The 17,125-nt window shown below is 43.1% G+C and carries 17 protein-coding genes; 11 read left to right on the forward strand and 6 right to left on the reverse strand.

Annotated elements, in window-relative coordinates; translation table 11 throughout:
- Positions 1-186 precede the first annotated feature (186 nt).
- Positions 187-1,371 (forward strand): GGDEF domain-containing protein, encoded by a 1,185-nt coding sequence (locus M9194_RS01520; protein ID WP_250610537.1) that lies wholly within the window; start codon positions 187-189, stop codon positions 1,369-1,371.
- 82 nt (positions 1,372-1,453) lie between these two features.
- On the opposite strand, the gene M9194_RS01525 is transcribed toward M9194_RS01520, so the two are convergent.
- Positions 1,454-1,738 (reverse strand): hypothetical protein, encoded by a 285-nt coding sequence (locus M9194_RS01525; protein ID WP_250610539.1) that lies wholly within the window; start codon positions 1,736-1,738, stop codon positions 1,454-1,456.
- A 292-nt stretch (positions 1,739-2,030) separates the two neighbouring features.
- Here M9194_RS01525 and M9194_RS01530 point away from each other — a divergent pair, with 292 nt between their 5' ends.
- Positions 2,031-2,477 carry a DUF2850 domain-containing protein gene (locus M9194_RS01530; protein ID WP_250610541.1) on the forward strand — a complete coding sequence of 149 codons (447 nt, stop codon included), beginning with the start codon at positions 2,031-2,033 and terminating at the stop codon, positions 2,475-2,477.
- A 50-nt stretch (positions 2,478-2,527) separates the two neighbouring features.
- Here the strand turns inward: M9194_RS01530 and M9194_RS01535 are convergent, their stop codons facing one another.
- Positions 2,528-3,895: a TrkH family potassium uptake protein gene (locus M9194_RS01535; protein ID WP_250610543.1), complete on the reverse strand. Its 1,368-nt coding sequence runs from the start codon at positions 3,893-3,895 to the stop codon at positions 2,528-2,530.
- Positions 3,892-4,554 (reverse strand): potassium channel family protein, encoded by a 663-nt coding sequence (locus M9194_RS01540; protein WP_250610544.1) that lies wholly within the window; start codon positions 4,552-4,554, stop codon positions 3,892-3,894. The genes M9194_RS01535 and M9194_RS01540 overlap by 4 nt, the downstream gene beginning before the upstream one ends.
- Positions 4,555-4,824: 270 nt before the next feature.
- On the opposite strand from M9194_RS01540, the gene M9194_RS01545 reads away from it, so the two are divergent.
- Complete coding sequence (locus M9194_RS01545; RefSeq protein ID WP_250610545.1) at positions 4,825-5,928, forward strand: mechanosensitive ion channel family protein; 1,104 nt, start codon at positions 4,825-4,827, stop codon at positions 5,926-5,928.
- Between the two features lie 69 nt (positions 5,929-5,997).
- On the opposite strand, the gene M9194_RS01550 is transcribed toward M9194_RS01545, so the two are convergent.
- The 3 genes from M9194_RS01550 to M9194_RS01560 form a co-directional block, all read right to left on the reverse strand.
- The gene (locus M9194_RS01550; RefSeq protein WP_250610546.1) at positions 5,998-6,549 is read right to left on the reverse strand and encodes a disulfide bond formation protein B; all 552 of its coding nucleotides are present in this window, start codon (positions 6,547-6,549) and stop codon (positions 5,998-6,000) included.
- A 12-nt stretch (positions 6,550-6,561) separates the two neighbouring features.
- Positions 6,562-6,717 (reverse strand): DUF5993 family protein, encoded by a 156-nt coding sequence (locus tag M9194_RS01555; protein ID WP_250610547.1) that lies wholly within the window; start codon positions 6,715-6,717, stop codon positions 6,562-6,564.
- Between the two features lie 153 nt (positions 6,718-6,870).
- A complete protein-coding gene (locus tag M9194_RS01560) occupies positions 6,871-8,772 on the reverse strand; it encodes a methyl-accepting chemotaxis protein (protein ID WP_250610548.1) in 1,902 nt (633 codons plus the stop codon).
- A gap of 265 nt (positions 8,773-9,037) precedes the next feature.
- On the opposite strand from M9194_RS01560, the gene M9194_RS01565 reads away from it, so the two are divergent.
- The 8 genes from M9194_RS01565 (at position 9,038) to M9194_RS01600 (ending at position 17,120) form a co-directional block, all read left to right on the forward strand.
- Positions 9,038-9,235 (forward strand): hypothetical protein, encoded by a 198-nt coding sequence (locus M9194_RS01565; RefSeq protein ID WP_250610550.1) that lies wholly within the window; start codon positions 9,038-9,040, stop codon positions 9,233-9,235.
- A 204-nt stretch (positions 9,236-9,439) separates the two neighbouring features.
- A complete protein-coding gene (locus M9194_RS01570; RefSeq protein ID WP_250610552.1) occupies positions 9,440-10,321 on the forward strand; it encodes a LysR family transcriptional regulator in 882 nt (293 codons plus the stop codon).
- A 140-nt stretch (positions 10,322-10,461) separates the two neighbouring features.
- Positions 10,462-11,466 (forward strand): N-acetyltransferase DgcN, encoded by a 1,005-nt coding sequence (gene dgcN, locus M9194_RS01575; protein WP_250610553.1) that lies wholly within the window; start codon positions 10,462-10,464, stop codon positions 11,464-11,466.
- An 11-nt stretch (positions 11,467-11,477) separates the two neighbouring features.
- Entirely contained in the window at positions 11,478-12,446 is a 969-nt protein-coding gene (locus M9194_RS01580) for a dipeptide epimerase (protein ID WP_250610554.1), read from the forward strand.
- Positions 12,447-12,835: 389 nt separating this feature from the next.
- Positions 12,836-13,369 (forward strand): spore coat protein U domain-containing protein, encoded by a 534-nt coding sequence (locus M9194_RS01585; protein WP_250610555.1) that lies wholly within the window; start codon positions 12,836-12,838, stop codon positions 13,367-13,369.
- 93 nt (positions 13,370-13,462) lie between these two features.
- A complete protein-coding gene (locus M9194_RS01590) occupies positions 13,463-14,158 on the forward strand; it encodes a fimbrial biogenesis chaperone (protein WP_250610556.1) in 696 nt (231 codons plus the stop codon).
- A 5-nt stretch (positions 14,159-14,163) separates the two neighbouring features.
- Entirely contained in the window at positions 14,164-14,661 is a 498-nt protein-coding gene (locus M9194_RS01595; protein WP_250610557.1) for a spore coat protein U domain-containing protein, read from the forward strand.
- Positions 14,662-14,693: 32 nt separating this feature from the next.
- Positions 14,694-17,120: a fimbria/pilus outer membrane usher protein gene (locus tag M9194_RS01600; protein WP_250610558.1), complete on the forward strand. Its 2,427-nt coding sequence runs from the start codon at positions 14,694-14,696 to the stop codon at positions 17,118-17,120.
- Positions 17,121-17,125: the final 5 nt, after the last annotated feature.

Raw genomic sequence — 17,125 nt, forward strand, 5'->3', positions numbered from 1 at the left:
TTATTAATGGTAAATTGATGTAAAATCATCCACTCGAACTAAATTTACCCTAACTTAAAATTCAGCCCCATACGCATCAACACCCATATCGTAGGTGATTGATTATTTTGTTAATTTGGTTCAAATATTATTTATCTTCTATTATTAGTATGAGGCAATCTAAACTAGCGGTATAGAGTAACCAAAATGGATAATCTCGCGGGCACAAATTTGGAAGAAATGGCAGATATTCGGCTAAGCCGAAGACGCAATATTTTGCTGCTGTGTTCTTTATTGTGCAGCATCATTTTGTTCATATCCGGATCGCTCAATATTTCGGAAGGTCGATATGGCTTCGGTTTTTTGGAATTAACCGCCCTGATAACCATCTGCGCCATAGCGTGGTACTCACTCTACAATTTTAAAGCGAATTTTACTGATGTTATGTTTAGCGCCGTTTTGTTGTTTTTGGGTACAGCTTTACTATTTTATAATGGACCTATTCCCGGACGCTTTCTTTATTTATATCCGCTGATTGGCTGCTTAGTCTATGTCAATGACTTCAGAAATGGGCTAATTTTCAGTGTTACATTTTGCGTTCTTGCCGTTGTATCTGTGCTTTATACGCCTACCGTACTCCTACCTGAAAGCTTTTCTAGTACGCACTTTCTACTCAGCTTACTGGCATTGAGTGCGGTCTTTAATATCTCTTCCTATTACTATTCAAAAGCGGTTGATTACATTCATAGTCTGTATAAAGAAGGGATAGAAGACCTCGCGTATATGGACCAAATCACTGGGCTTGCCAATCGTTGGAGCTTCGAGCAGTGGGCATGCGATAAGTTAAAAGAAATCCGAACCTCTAAAGATTACACCGCGCTTGTTTTCTTGGATATTGACAATTTCAAGATGATAAATGATACCTATGGGCACGATATCGGTGATAAAGTCTTGAAGCACTTTGCTCATCGTTTAAAAAACAAGATCAGAAACAAAGATAGGAAAACGGGAAAACATGATTACTCCATTGCTCGATTTGCTGGTGATGAATTCGTTTTGCTTCTGTATGGGGTAAAAACTCAACGAGATTTGGACAATATTTTAGAAAGAATTTGTCATTTATTTCGCGATGGCTATCAAGGGACACAAAGGATTAACGAGTTAACGGTCAGCGTAGGTGCAGCACTTTTCCCAACTGATGCAGACTCGCTACCTGAGCTAACCCGCTGTGCCGACAAGGCTATGTATGCCGCCAAGCACGCCGGGAAAAACCAATATTGCTACTACAACCCACCTAGGCCCAACCCACCCCGTGAACAAGACCATTCAAATAATTCAGATGAATCAACCGTAGTTCCAATGAAAAGCAGTCAGAGTGACCTAGGCTCTTAAGCACATCTTCAACGCGCCACAACGCCAATACCCAAATCACTTCGAGATGTGAGCTTCAGTAAGATAGATAAGGCTAGTGTTGTTAGTTTGTGCTTGTCATGTACATCAACCAAAGGCCGGTGACACAAGCCACAACCAACCATATGGTATAGCGAAGTGTATTAACTTTTTCTTTTTTGGGTCTAACGATAGGCCGCATCGCTTTCTCTTTAACGGATGCGAATGTGGAAGTGCGACTACCCAGGGCTTCTTTTCGTTGCTGGGCTTTGTTTGCAACTTCTGTAAATCGATGCATCTGGTCGTTAGTAAAGTCCTTTTTGGGATCATAACGAGGATGCTGGTCTTCATGCTTTGGAACGACAGCCATCTTATCTCCCGAGTTTATTGCGTCATAAAATAATTATAGTCAAAAATTTAACGCATCATTGGCACCTAATTTTCACTCTCACTTGCAAAAGCTTTCGCACAGCTCTCAGCTATACTTATGAAAGAGACAATCTAGTATGACTTTAAGGTAAAATCGGCACACTTGCACACTTTTTGAACGCAAAGGAATGAACACAAAGGCTCAAAAGATTGCCTAGACATGTTGTGAAAGCGCTAGCAAATACAAGGAATACATTCAAAAACAAGCAATTGTTAGAATAAAGTGGCGAAACATGACTAAATCAGAAACGAGAAAAGCGATTCTATTCAGTGTGCTTGCTGTACTTACAGTAAGCTTTAGCACGTTAGTTTACGTGAGCTATCAGGATTATGTGGATCCTAAACATGTTTACGGCGATTGGATAGAAATTGGCGCCCCCTCTTACGACACGGATATTATTACCCTCAACGAAACAGGAGTGTACAAGAACTCACGTCTTGTCACGACCGAGTTCGAGTTCGATGGAAGTGAAATTTCTATCAAAACTGGTGGCGGCGAAACTGTCTATATCATCGCTGGCTCATTCGATTCCCCCCAGTTAAAAAGAGTGGTCCCCGCGACACCGAGTAAAAGGTTAATCAAAAAGGGTTACGAAAAAACCGTGCAGATGGATGGTGGTATTGGCGGAGCGAAAGCACGAAGAGCGGCACTCAGTGATCACTTCAGCGGGCGAAAATAAGCCTAGGTGACGTTCCGTTACAAACAACATTCACCTAGGCACGTATGTGTTTAACCTGTTAAGACGGAATCTTCAGGGTACTTCACCAATGAGGGTTCAGGCCTTGCCAGCATAAAGGCCAATGTCAGTGGGCCAATACGCCCAATAATCATGACAATGATTAGAATGATTTTTCCAGGCTCGGATAAATGTGCAGTCAGGCCTGCTGTCAGCCCAACCGTCGAGAAGGCCGATACCGTTTCAAAAACCACTTTCACAAAGCTGGCTTTTTCGGTAATCATTAACAAGAACATTGCGGTGGTCAAGAGAGCGCCGCTCACCACGATGATAGCAAGAGACTTGGTCACGATTTGCCAGTTCACAGTACGCTTAAACATGACAACATGCTTCTTTTGACGCAAAAATGCCCATGTTGCAACCACAGCGACGGTAAAAGTCGATACTTTAATGCCGCCCCCTGTCGAGGTAGAGCCAGCCCCTATCAGCATCAACACAATGACAACAAGCAGTGCCGGATGGGTGAAATAGCTCAAGTCGACGGAGTTGAAACCCGCGGTTCTCGCGCTAGCGGATTGGAAAAACGCTGACAGCCATTGACTCGATTCGGAAAGCGGCCCCAAGGTGAGTGGGTTATTATGCTCTAGTGCCCAAATCAATACCGTACCGGATATCAATAGCACAGGAGTCATTACTATCATGATCTTGGTGTGAAGTAGAAGCTGGGAAAAACCTTTGCGCCAGTTTTTCGCAATATCAACCACCACAGTAAAGCCCAAGCCACCGAATATAAACAGCCCAGCGAGTGTCAGTAGCACCAAAGGATCATTGACATATCCCATCATATTGTTGGAGAACAGCGAAAATCCCGCATTGTTAAACGCCGAAATCGCATGAAACAAGGCATAAAACATCCCCGTTTCCCACCCCAATTGTGGAACAAATCGAATAGACAATAAAACAAAGCCAACAAACTCCGTTGCAAAGGCAAATATGACTATTTGATTGACCAAGCTATGGATATCGACACTGGTGTCTTGTCCAAGAGATTCTTTTGCTAACGACTGCTGTTTGAGGCTCAATTTTACCCCAAACAAATACAGTAAAACCGCCGATAAGGTCATCTGTCCTAAGCCACCGACTTGCATCAGAAACATCAGCAAAATTTGACCTTCCGTTGTGAAATGCTTACCTGCATCGACCACGCCTAACCCTGTTACGCTGATCGCAGACGTTGCGGTAAACAGAGCATCAGTGACACTAAGCCCAGATACAGAGAAAACGGGTAAGGTTAGAAGCAAAGCAGAGGGAATAAGAACGCCGAGAAAAGTCAGTAGGATGACCCTAGGCTCATTACCTTTTCTCTGTTTCCTCTTGCGCTCAGTCGGAAACAGAGACGTAATTTTATCGTATGTGCTCATAACGATTTAATTTTTTTCGCCAAGGTGATTTTGGGTCCAACAATGATGATAACATCTCCAATTTCCAGCGGAGTGTCTAGTTCAGGGGCTTTTGTGATTTCTGGTCCGCGCTTGAAGCCAAGCACTTGAACATCACAATCTTTACATAGGGAAAGGTCAGACAGCGTTTTACCCATCAAACGAGAGCTGACAATGATCTCAGTCATAGCCATGCCACTGCCTAATTCATGAAACTCCAGTACGCGTCTATCTAACATCTTGCGTGCGACACGAATACCCATATCACGCTCTGGCATGATGATATGGTCGGCACCAATTTTCTGTAAAATCTTAAAGTGAAACTTATCGTTCGCTTTAACCCAAACCGATTGTGCACCTGATTCTTTTACCACTAGGGTTGCTAAAATACTAGAGTTCACATCAGAGCCAATGGAGATCATCACCATATCGTAATCTGCCAATTGTAATTCGGCAACGGTGTCTTCATTGGTACAGTTAGCTACGATTGCCTGAGTTACATAGGCAGATGCTTCACGGACTCTGTCTTCATCGATATCTACCGCTAATACTTGTACACCAGCGTCTTGTAGTTCTTTACAAACAGATAAACCAAAACGGCCTAGCCCGATGACTGCAAACTGCTTATCACTTGGTCTCATACTTTTGCCTATATATCGTCAAAAAAGCGGAGCTAAGTTTGCTCCTATAAGTTTCTCTTATCAAACTTTAAAATTACATTCTGACATGAAATTGACATAAAAATGTGAACCTCGTATGGATAAATTTCAATCGTCAAAATTAGGTTGATTTTTAAAACTTAGATTAGTAATTATAATCTGACTAGAACGATTAAAATCACCTAATTATGCCAGTGAAGGGCAATATTGGAAGCAATTGCACCTTTATTACTAACGAAAAGATGGAACATTATGAATGAATTATTGGCCCAGTTAAGGTCATATATCACGACTTTACCCGCGGATTGGGATACAAATGTCATTTTTATCACAGCAGCAAGTTTTGTTGCATGGATTGCATGGCGTGTTTTATATAGCCGGCTAGATCTATTGGTCGATAAGACCAAGTTCCAATGGGATAATTTGACATTGCATGCATTAAAAGCCCCGATCAGTACACTTATCTGGCTTTGGCCTGCCACGGTGTCAATTGGAATTTTGATACAAAATCGATTTCAGTCTGAATTGAACTGGCTCAGCACCCTCAAACATCTACTTGTTATTGCCATTTTTGTCTGGATTGTCATTCGCCTGATTAACAATGTCGAAAAGCATGTCCTGAGCCAAAAGAAAAGAGACGAAACAACGGTACAAGCTATCGCCAAAGTCACGCGACTTATCTTCCTCGTTATCGGCGGCTTAACCATAATGCAGTCGTTTGGCTTGAGCTTATCCGGATTACTTACCTTTGGTGGTGTCGGTGGTTTAATCGTCGGTTTAGCCGCCAAGGATCTTTTGGCAAACTTCTTTGGTGGATTAATGATCTACTTCGATAGGCCATTCAAAGTCGGCGACTGGGTCCGCTCTCCTGATCGTCAGATAGAAGGTACCGTCGAAAGAATCGGCTGGCGCATGACAATAGTGAGAACCTTTGATAAGCGCCCTTTATACATTCCGAATTCCGTGTTTAGTAACATAGTGGTAGAAAACCCTTCCAGAATGCTCAACCGAAGAATCAAGGAAAACATTGGCCTTCGATATGATGACAGCAAACGACTGTCAGACGTGGTGAGTGGAATAAAATCGATGTTGCAAAACCATCCAGATATCGATAACAACCAAACGCTCATTGTTAATTTAGTCCAATTTGGTCCTTCTTCGCTCGACATCATGGTGTACACCTTCACCAAGACGGTCAACTGGATACGCTATCAAGAGGTGAAACAAGATGTGATGTTGAAGATACTTGAAGTGATTCATAGCCATGGTGCCGACATCGCCTTCCCGACTCAAACCATCAGAGTCGACCCCCAAAGTGCTTCTGCCGTAGAAAGTTCAATACAGATAGAGCGTTAAACAAATCAAAAGAGCTACTGAACTTTCAACTCGCAGTAGCTCTTTCTAATCTAAAGTCACACTGTATTTTTATTTCATGTTATCTAACAACCAATAGCTGACCGGGTTGTCGGGGCACTGGAACGGACCACATTCAACAAAGGTAGAAATGACATTCAGCGCTACCACACACATCGCCAACAAGCAGGCAAATCGCCCAAATGTTGTCATCTCAAAGGTGCCATCTTTATTCCACTCTTCTCGCCATAAGATAAGTAAAATCGACACCGCAAAAATTGTGGCGACAAATAAAACAAACGCCCAAGTATAATAATGCATACCTAAAATTGGGCTTCCGTATCCTGGTGTACCTGGAATGACATGTAAGGATACCTGACGTAAAGCCGCAGCGGCACCAAACAATGCACCAATCAGTACGATCCCGTAATGACGCTGCTGTGGACCATATATGGCATTGAGCATAAGACCAAACATCACCATCGCAAAGCCCACTCTTTGCAATAGGCACAAGGGACAAGGTAGCTCATTAAGAGAAAGCTGCATCACAAATGCCATCAATAAAATGGCAGTCATGCCCAACAAACCTAAGATATTAAGCTGAGTAATTCGAGTACGGTTCATGAGGACTCTCCTTTACAATAATATGGAGAGTGTGTCGGTGGCATGATGTTTGAGCCAATAAAGACTCAGCACAAGCCCAACAACGAAAAATAGGTAGGATTTACACTTCTTACCCTTCCATGCCAAAACCATCGCAATAAACACGATGAGGAACAATAAGCTCATCATAATAGTGAGTCCTCTCCTAGCTGGTTAGATCCTCATTAAAATATAGTCGCTAATTGATTGATTCCAAGAATATTGATTAATTTGAATATATTCAATACGGATAAATAACCGACAGCCGTCTTTTTCACAAGGTGTTTTACGCAACTAGCTGGGTTACTTGAGCTTAAACTGGGTGAGTAAATCTCTCAGCTTGTGGGACTGCTCAGCCAGCTCGCTGGCTTGACGTATGCCACTTTCTGATTCAGCAAGAAATTCACATGCGACTTCACGTATCGTTTCTGTGTTTCGACCAATTTCATCGGTTACCGACGTCTGTTGCTCGGCTGCAGTCGCGATGTGAGCAGACATATCACTAATCTCATTCACTGCCTGAGATATTTCTTGGAAGGAGTCACTCGCATTTTGTGCGTCCGTCACACTCGTTTGGGCGAGATCATGGCACTGATTCATCACTTGAACGGCATCTTGAGTGGTAGACTGAAGGGTCGTGATCATAGCGTTGATCTCTTCAGTAGACTTATGCGTATTTTGTGACAATACGCGTACCTCATCGGCGACGACAGCGAATCCTCTCCCCGCTTCTCCAGCTCTCGCCGCTTCTATCGCTGCATTTAAGGCAAGTAGGTTGGTTTGTTCTGCAATATCACTTATGGTGCTGACAATGGAATTAATTTCTTGACCATGATTTTTTAACTCCATAATAATTTTAACTGCATCATTCACCTGATCGGATAAATTACTGATTGATGCCTGACACGTATTCGCGACCTGCTGACCCTTCGTGCTTATTTTTACCGACTCCGCTGAAGCGTTAGCCGCTTGCTCAGAGTTGGAAGCGATTTCTTGGGTTGCAGACGACATCTGGGTCACCGCAGCGGCGACCATAGTGACTTCATTTTGTTGATTATTAGCGCTTTCCGATAATTTTTCTGCGCTACGGGATGTATCGGTTGCTTGATCATCCACTTTATCTGTCACATCGTGCACATGAGCCAATAATGTCTGTAATTTCTCTACAAACTGGTTAAAATTCTCGGCAAGCAACCCGACTTCATCATGAGTTCGCACCTTAATTCGCTGGGTAAGATCGCCTCCTCCACTGGCTATTTGTTTTAGCGCATCGGAGACTTTGGTCAAGTTAGACAACAGATAACGAATCAGTGGATTTGAAGTAACGGCAACGATAGCGATCATTATCAACGCCGCGAGCAATAAAAATAGCGTTGTTGTTTTGATTGGCGCTAACATGACACTCTTCTTCCCTGCCATCACCAGCAACCATTCACTGCTTGCTATTTTTGCGCTCGAGAACAAGTAGGCTTCCCCACCGAGTTCTACCGTAGCTAGCTCACCAAATTGGCTTGATTTATTAATCATGCTTTCAAGTGGAATATTGGCACTAAGATCAGAATACGGCTTATTTCGTAACTCAGAGTTAGAGTGCGCCAAAATTAGCCCGTCATTAGTGATGAGAAACGAGAACCCCTTTCCTGGCGCGGGTAAGTCGCTAACATCTCGTGCCAGCGTATCCAAGTTGACGCTGGCCCCCACCGCTCCGACAAATTTGCCATCACGGTAGATGCCTTTGGCAATTGTGATGGTCAACTTTCCCGACGTCGCACCAACGAAAGGCTTCGTCACTATCACATTCTTTGACGCTTTCGCCATTTTGTACCACGCCCGAACTCTAGGATCGTAGTTCACCAGATGATTCGTAATTCCAGTATTTCGATACATCTCACCCGTCTCTGTACCGAAATACGTCAAATCAAAGTTTGAAGACTCATTCGCCTGAACCAGATGACTGGTTATCTGCTGTCTATTGGTCGTACTTTCCACCGCATCCGCCAACGCATCAATACCTCTTTTTTGTCCCTCAAGCCACAGCGATATCGCGTGAGCGCCCAACTGATTGTAGCTAGACACACTGCTAGCCAGAGACTGATGGCTTTGAGTCGACACACGAAGATAAGTAATGGTGGTGAGCAAAATCGTGGTGGCGACCAAAGCACCGATAAACGCAATGGTAATTTTATGAGTCAAATTGAGGTTCATTTACGTCTTCCCTGAATGGCAAATATCGTCAAATTACAGGAGCTACTGATACACTTCAGAATAGACATAACTTCAAATTTTCGCCTGCTGGAAGACAAGTGAAACGGGAACAGTGAATATAACTCACATTTATTGGGCGAGAATCCTGTGTTATTGCCGTAAACTGAGACTCAATATGTGTAAAGTGCAATTTTTCAACTATTTGTAAGCATTTTTTTCAGCCTATCCTATTCTTAAATAGGAACCTCTAAATAGGACTGTAGATATGCAACGTAAAGATCATGAACAAATGCCAATGACGATTTTGTTGGTCATCATTTCTATGATTTTCGTGTCATCGCCGCTGATTGTAAGTATCGCCTTTGACATTCATCCGCACCTTCATATCAGCTCTATGACGTTAGGTGTCATTGCTCTAGCAGGTGCTATCACATTTGCCTTAATCAAAAAAAGAAAAAAATAGGCATATACCCAGTGATATGAATATACCAACAACGATTGTAAAGTGAGAGGCGATGTACTCTCACTTTCGTCTGCTGTCCACCTAAATACTTCCTCCTATTGAAGACCAACCTACAAATACCTTAAAGTGTTCAAAGATTCGTCGGCGGCTACAAAGAAGTCGTTAGGCTTACCAAACAGCTCGTAAGCATTATAGGGTGTTTCAGTGAATTTACGTCAGTTAGAAGTGTTTTACTCCATCATGCAAAGTGGCACTGTTTCTGGAGCCGCAAAGAATTTAAATGTGTCTCAACCCAATATCACCCGCGTTTTGGCTCACACGGAGCAACAACTTGGTTTTCCATTGTTTGAACGAGTCAAAGGGAGACTCGTAGCAACCAACGAAGCGCGCGCCCTGCTTCCCGAAGCTGAGCGTGTTTATCAGCAGTTGGGTACCTTTCGCTCAATGACCAACAAGATAAAAAAAGGTGAACAACATATCAGGGTGGGTGCTCCCCCTGTATTGGCCTCCACAGTTCTAACGCCAATTGTCGCCAAGTGCTTAAAAGAAGAGCAGTTTTCAGTTGAATTATTGACTGGACATCAAAACCAAATGTGCGACAGCCTACTTAAAAATGAAATTGACTTAGCCATATGTTTTGGCGGGGAGACTCCTTACTCGATTGAACAAGTGACATTATTTGAAAAAGAGCTGGTCGCCGTTATCCCGGCCTCTCATGCTAAGGAAGCACAAAAAGCTTCACCTCTCACCATCTCTCACTTGTTGAATCTAGGCCTACCATTGATCGGTCTGGATGAACGCGATCCTCTTGGCAGACAACTGAATAACTTAGTGCAATCTTGCATTCCAGATTATCAATATGTGGTCAATGTAAGGAGCCATAATATCGCAGCGGATCTCGCCCTTCATCAAGCGGGGGTTGCGGTCGTAGATCCATGGACTGCCAGCCAATTTGCCCACTATTCTCAGGTCTCTTTGTTTAGCTTTACACCAAGCATCACCATTTCGGTTTCTCTGCTTCACGCAGAAAGTTATCCGCTCTCCATTACAGCTAAATCCTTTATTGAAAAACTAAAAAAGCAATAACTTCTTGTTATAGCAGAGCAACGGATAAGTATTCTACATTCGCAGATGGCGCGCCTAATATCTCTGTATCCAAGTCATTTCATGATTCGCATTCACAATGACTTGGGTATAGATTAAATAATAATATAGGCGGATAAACCATGAAGATAGCTCAACCTTACGTACTTTTCCTCGGTGATGTGACCGATCCTCTATCAGCAAAAACTGCACGTGGTATTTTGAAATGGCGTCCTGATGCTTGTGTGGGTCAAATTAGACTAAATGAAAACACCATCTCACTCGGCTTACCTGATTTCACCCTACAACAAGCGCTATATAAAGGTGCCAAAACTCTCGTTATCGGTACCGCAAACGCAGGAGGCGTCATCCCTGATAATTGGTTAGGTACGCTTATTCAAGCTGCTGAATTAGGCTTCGATATTGCTTCAGGCATGCATCAACGCTTATCCGATATTCCCGAGTTAGCTCAACTGCAAGATAAAACGCAAATTCGACTATTCGATGTACGACATTACGATGAGCCGTTAAAAGTTGGCAATGGTAAAAAACGCCAAGGCAAACGTCTTCTTACCGTAGGTACCGACTGCGCAGTTGGAAAAATGTTCACAGCCCTTGCCATAGAAAAAGCGCTAACCGAAAGCGGTACCCAAGCTCAATTCAAAGCAACCGGGCAAACAGGTATTCTAATCGATGGACATGGCATTTCTGTTGACGCTGTCGTGGCTGACTTTATTTCTGGTGCTGTGGAAACGCTCAGCCCAGCATTTAATGACCATGAATGGGATATTATTGAAGGTCAAGGATCACTGTATAACCCTTCTTTTGCTGGTGTAAGCCTAGGGCTATTGCATGGCGCACAACCTGACGCTTTAGTACTGTGCCACGAAGTCGGACGCCAGCACATTCGTAATTTACCGCATGCAGCACTGCCATCTATCGAAGACACCATCACTGCAAACTTGCAAGCCGCTCGTGTCACCAACCCTAAAGTGCAATTAGTTGGTATCTGTTTGAATACTTCTGCTATAAGTGAACAAGAGGCGCAAACATTGTGTGCAGATTGGAGCGAAAAGTATCAAGTGCCAGTTACCGATCCGGTGCGCTTTAGCATGGCCCCAATCGTACAACAAATCAAAGCAGTTTAAGGACAGTTAGGATGCATGTTAAAAGCGAACACCTACACATTCCGTTAGAGAGACCTTTCATTATCTCTCGCGGAGTGAGAACACATTGCGATATTATCCAAGCCACTTTAACCTACAAAGATTTTTCAGCGGTTGGGGAGTGCTCCCCAACCTCTCGTTATGGTGAAAGCATTGATTCTGTTTTAGAACAGATCCAGATCTTCAGCCAAGGGTGGCAAGATCTTACTCCGCAGCAGGCACGTACCGCTCTACAAAGCCAACCAGCAGGTGCCGCTCGAAACGCTTTGGATTGCGCACTGTGGGATCTAGAAGCACAAGTTAATGGCACCACATTTCCCAATCCATATTTTGCTATCGCGGCAAAAATCGAAACCGCAATGACCGTGTCGATAGACCAACCCGATGCGATGGCGAAACAAGCCAGAGATTATGTGGAAATAGGAGCCACATTACTAAAGGTCAAAGTCGATGCAGCAGATGTCGTAGAACGTTTGACCGTCGTACGCAATGCTGCCCCCAATTGCAAAATCATTGTTGATGCCAATGAAGCCTGGCAAGACCTTGATTTGGAGAACCTATTTGAAACGCTGACACCACTCAATATTTCTATGATAGAGCAACCCGTTCCTAGTGGGAAAGAAGCGCTATTAAGAAACATTCCCCACCCTATCCCGATTTGCGCAGACGAAAGCTGCCATACTGAGCAAGATATCCCTGCTCTCGTTGATTGTTACGAAATGATCAACATTAAACTCGACAAAACGGGTGGACTCACCGAAGCACTAAAGCTCGAACAAACGGCTCGCTCAAATGGATTGGACATCATGGTCGGATGCATGGTGGGTACGTCAACAGCAATGCAAGCGGCTTTTCCAATCGCTACCAAGGCTAAAATCGTCGACTTAGATGGCCCGGTATTGATTGGCAATGATTATCTAGCCGATCTGACGTACAAAAACGGGCATATCGTCGTTTATTAGACAGCCTATAATAAATAGAATATTAGAATGAGAAACCATTTCTAATATTCTATTTATTGATACTTTTACTTTCAAAAACCTAAAAAACAATAAAAATTCTTCCAAAAGACAAACTTGTGATGCAGATCTTTCTGTAATTAATCTATCAATGTTACAAGTAACTATTCTTTATAATTTTAAACATAATAATTTCTATCGTTATATTTAGCCCAACTCTTATTATTTTTCTTTCTAGTGAAGTGAAATAAATAATGAGTTGCAGTAGTCGTATATCGCGTACAACTTAAGCATTAAATTCATTAATAATTCAAGTTCTCACTTCATTATTTTGTTATTTAAAAAAAGCACAACCAGTGTGTTTATTTATCTAGCCAATAGGAGTATAAGCAATGAAGTCTTTAAATAAAATCGTGGTCGCTACTGCCATAACCTTTACGTCCATTTCCAGTTTCGCAGCATCGCCACTGTCACACACATCAAATAGCCAGATACTTGTTGTTAAGGCCACGGTACCCGCAACCTGTACTCTACAAATGATTCCCCCTATGGATTTCAATCAACTCAAGAACCAGCAAGAAGCCACAAGTACCACTGAAGTATCTGTGACCGATTGTTATACGGCTGATGGCAATACCCCTGTCGCCTATATAAGCACCAACACTGGTGAAGACAATCAGTACATTATGACAGCCACGGATAAGTCGGGAGCCACTATAAACTATGGGTTGTATACTGACTCCAGTTATAAGCCCTCAGAGATGATTACTCCATATAACGATGGTAAAGGGCACGGACAAGAAATTAGCTTAAAGAATGGACAAGGATCAGCAACCATCTATGGTGAAGTGCCAGCGGGGCAAGACTTATCGGCTGATGCCGACAAATCATTTACACAAAATGTAACGGTTGAAGTCGAGTTTTAGTCATACATTAATACCCAAGCAAACTGAATGTCATTATTCTTTTGTTTGGGTATTAAATCTTTATTTTTACGGTTACATCATTTCGGACTTATAATGACAAATAACGTTTTAAAATCAATCGCTCTTCTTATTCCTGTTATTGGGATTTCATTTACTTGTAATGCGCTACAACTCAATACGACATCATTAACGTTTAAGAATAACAGTAAACTGCAAACTTTAAATCTATATAATGAGTCTGACCAACCTGTATCCTTTCAAGTTGTCATATTTAAATGGCAAGTTGAAAACCATTCAGTAAAAAAGATTAACAGTGAGGACTTATTCCCTTCTCCCGCTATTTTCACTTTACCTGCACATGAATCACAAGCATTACGAGTTGGCCTGTTTGCTAACAATAACAGCAAACACGTAGAAACCTATCGAATTCAGCTAAAACAGATCCCTGACAAAGCCTCTGACACCCAAGCTAAAAATAGTATCAATATTCTTTACAACATTGAATTTCCGGTATTTGTCTACCCTAAAAACCCAATCAAGACTCAATGGAACTGGCAAAAAACAGGGCCTCAGCAACTCACGTTCACCAATTCTGGTGAATCTGTGCTGTCCTTTGAATCCATCAGCTTTATTGACAAAAATGGTCATCACGTCAAAGAGCAACCAAGAAAATATATACTGCCTGGTGTAAGTGTCAGCTTCCATGTTGATAACAGCAAAAACATCGTTTCAGTTCAACAAAAATTACGTGACCTATCATCGACCAAATCCACGCTCGTGACACTATGAAGCCAATGAGCAAAAAACAAATGAAGCTGGTCGCTCATATACTTATAATCTGCTGCGCGGCAGTTTCATTTGTGCCTACGGCAAAGGCAAATACTGACATCTCCTTGATGCTTCATACCTCGTGCCAATTGCAGACTAAGCCGCTTGATTTTGGCAATGTGCGCCGTTCTTCAACCGTAAGGCAAACCACAGCGTTCCAAATCACCTGTGGCTCAGCCAAGCTACCCAATGGCATTATCCGCTACCGTGTCACCATGTACTCAGTCGGAGCAAGAGCTAAGCTAGGTAGAGGGATGCCGTTCAAGATATTCAAAAAACCAGATTATCGACAACCGCTACTCAATGGTAAACGCGCTATCACCGGACAGTTCAGAATAAAAAATCACCACGGCGCAACACCATGGATCTCGGTTTACGGGCAATTAAAAGTGAGGCCCAATGTCACTGTATCTAGCCGTACCTCAGAGGTCATTGTCTACTATCAATTAAGTTACCTCGCCTAGTTTTACCCACTGTATCGCTACCAATGAATCCGATGAAACACGCAAAGCCGAATAACCTTGTTGTCACCTTGTTTCTGCTCTGCGCCATAACATCAAGTCCTGCAGTATTTGCGATATCCGTTCCCAAGATTTGCTTAAACATCAAAGCAAGTCCTCTATTACCTTCTATCAGTATCAATGGCAGTGCATCGCAAGTTTGGGCAGCCTGTCAGAAAGAGCAACAACTTTGGTTACCAAAAGAGGCATTTACCAAGGCCAATGTCGTGAATTTCAGCGGACTCGATATCCAAGAAGAAAAACATCAACCATTCGTCATCATTGATAAGAATTCCAAGGGCATTACATGGGATCCACGCTCTCAAGCTCTATCGTTAATCTTCCCTAGTTGGAGATTCAAAAAAGACCGGCAAAACTTACAGCAAAATACGCAAAGCAATTCGATCCAGCCTAGTTCTACAAATGGGGCATTTCTCAACTATAACGTGTCTGGATCCATGGTCGATCGGTCACAATACTATGCAGCTATATCTGGAGAGTTAGGGGTATTTACCCACCAGCAAGGCTTTTTTTCTCAGGCATTTGTCTACACACCGAATCAACTCAATAATCAAACTGATGATACGGAAACACCAGATTGGCTTCGCTTAGACACAAGATGGAGAAAAGATGATTGGTATCATTTAACAACGTTAGTGCTCGGTGACAGTACGACTTCCTCAGCACATTGGGGGGGAAGCGTTAATTTTGGCGGAATAAGCTTCTACAAGAACTACCAACTCAGACCCAAACTCGATATACGCTCACTGCCACAAATCAATCAAAACGCAACGTTACCTCAGGATGTCCAACTTAAAGTCAACGGTGTCCCAGTTGGTAACTATCAGGTCAATCCTGGTGCTTACCAGTTCTATAATATTCCCGTCACTGATGGCTCTGGCACCATTACAGTTACGTCGACAAACAGAAATGGTCAAGTCTCCACCTATAGCATTCCCTACTTCGCTGACACAAATCTACTAAAAGCAGGATTATCCAGTTATTCTTATCAATTTGGTTGGCTAAGGCAGCACTACGGCGAAAGTAACTCTGACTACGGCCCTGCGGCGGCAGTGCTCAACTACAACTATGGCGTGACCCCGATATGGACATATCAACTCCATGCAAGTCTGCTGCAAGAGCAGCAAACACTTGGTTCAACACAGTATCTTAGAACCGGCTCATTTGGCATACTGTCTGCCGATATTACGGCGAGTATGCAACACTCTCAATCCGGAACTCTAACTGGGCTTGGCTATAACATTCGCTGGGGAAACCTATCGTTAAACTCCAATGCTCAATATAGCTCTGAGCACTTTACGCAAATCTCAACGGCAAGTGATGAATCCACCCTGAATAATGGCCTACAAACCAGTGTTGGCGTCGCTTATTATCTCGGTGCATGGGGACACATTGCAACCAACGCCATGTACATTCACAACCAATATTCAGACAATCCGTCATCCCATATTTACACTGCCACCTACACCTTGTCACTCTCCAGCGGACTTAATCTCGTTGGTAGCTACCAAGCACAATATGGAGAGCAAAAGCAGTACTCATTTGGCATTAACTTGAGTTATCAGTTTGATCGCCATAGCTCGATGTCGAGCAGCAATGAACATACGCAATATGGAAACAGTCAGCTTGCTTCGTATATGACAAACCACGAACTGGGTGGAGGAAAGAATTTATCAACCAGTCTTTCAATGGGCCGTAGTGATGGACAAAACCAAGTCAGTGGAAGCGTTTACTTGGGCAACACGCCAAGTGGCGATTACAGCCTAAATTTTTATCAAGAAGATGCGAATAGACAAATCATCGCCAATGCTGATGGCGCTCTGTTGTGGATGGATCACCACCTTATGCTATCCCCCTCTTTGTACGATGGTTTTGCCCTCATCGAAACGTCTAAAATCGGTGGCGTTGGCATAAAACAAAACGGCCTTTCTCTCGGCCTCTCCAATGATGAAGGCGACTATGTCATCCCTAACCTAACCGCATACACCAGCACCAATATCGGTATTTCTCCAAACTTACCACTCAACATGAAAGCCATGGACCACCAATTTGACATCATGCCCAGCTATCGCTCAGGCATATTGGTCAAATTTGATATTAAGCGTATCCACCAAATCTTAGTCCGTCTGGTTGATCAGACGCAAAACCCCTTAGCGCTAGGGACTCATATTCAAGTGACAATTGACGGCAAAGAGCAAAAGCTGCTCGTTGGAAGCCATGGCCTCGCCTATTTCTCAGGCGAGGGGCACCTGTTTAAAGGCTCGGTATTAGATGGCGCTAAAAAACGGAGCAAGTTTACCATTCGCTTTCCGCAAAGTAACAACACAGTGATTAGAACTACGGCCGTGCTTCACCCTCCATTACAACTGGCTCGAAAACAACAGAATATAAACCGAACTTAGATGCG

The sequence above is a fragment of the Vibrio sinus genome, assembly GCF_023634645.1.
Lineage (GTDB): Bacteria > Pseudomonadota > Gammaproteobacteria > Enterobacterales > Vibrionaceae > Vibrio > Vibrio sinus.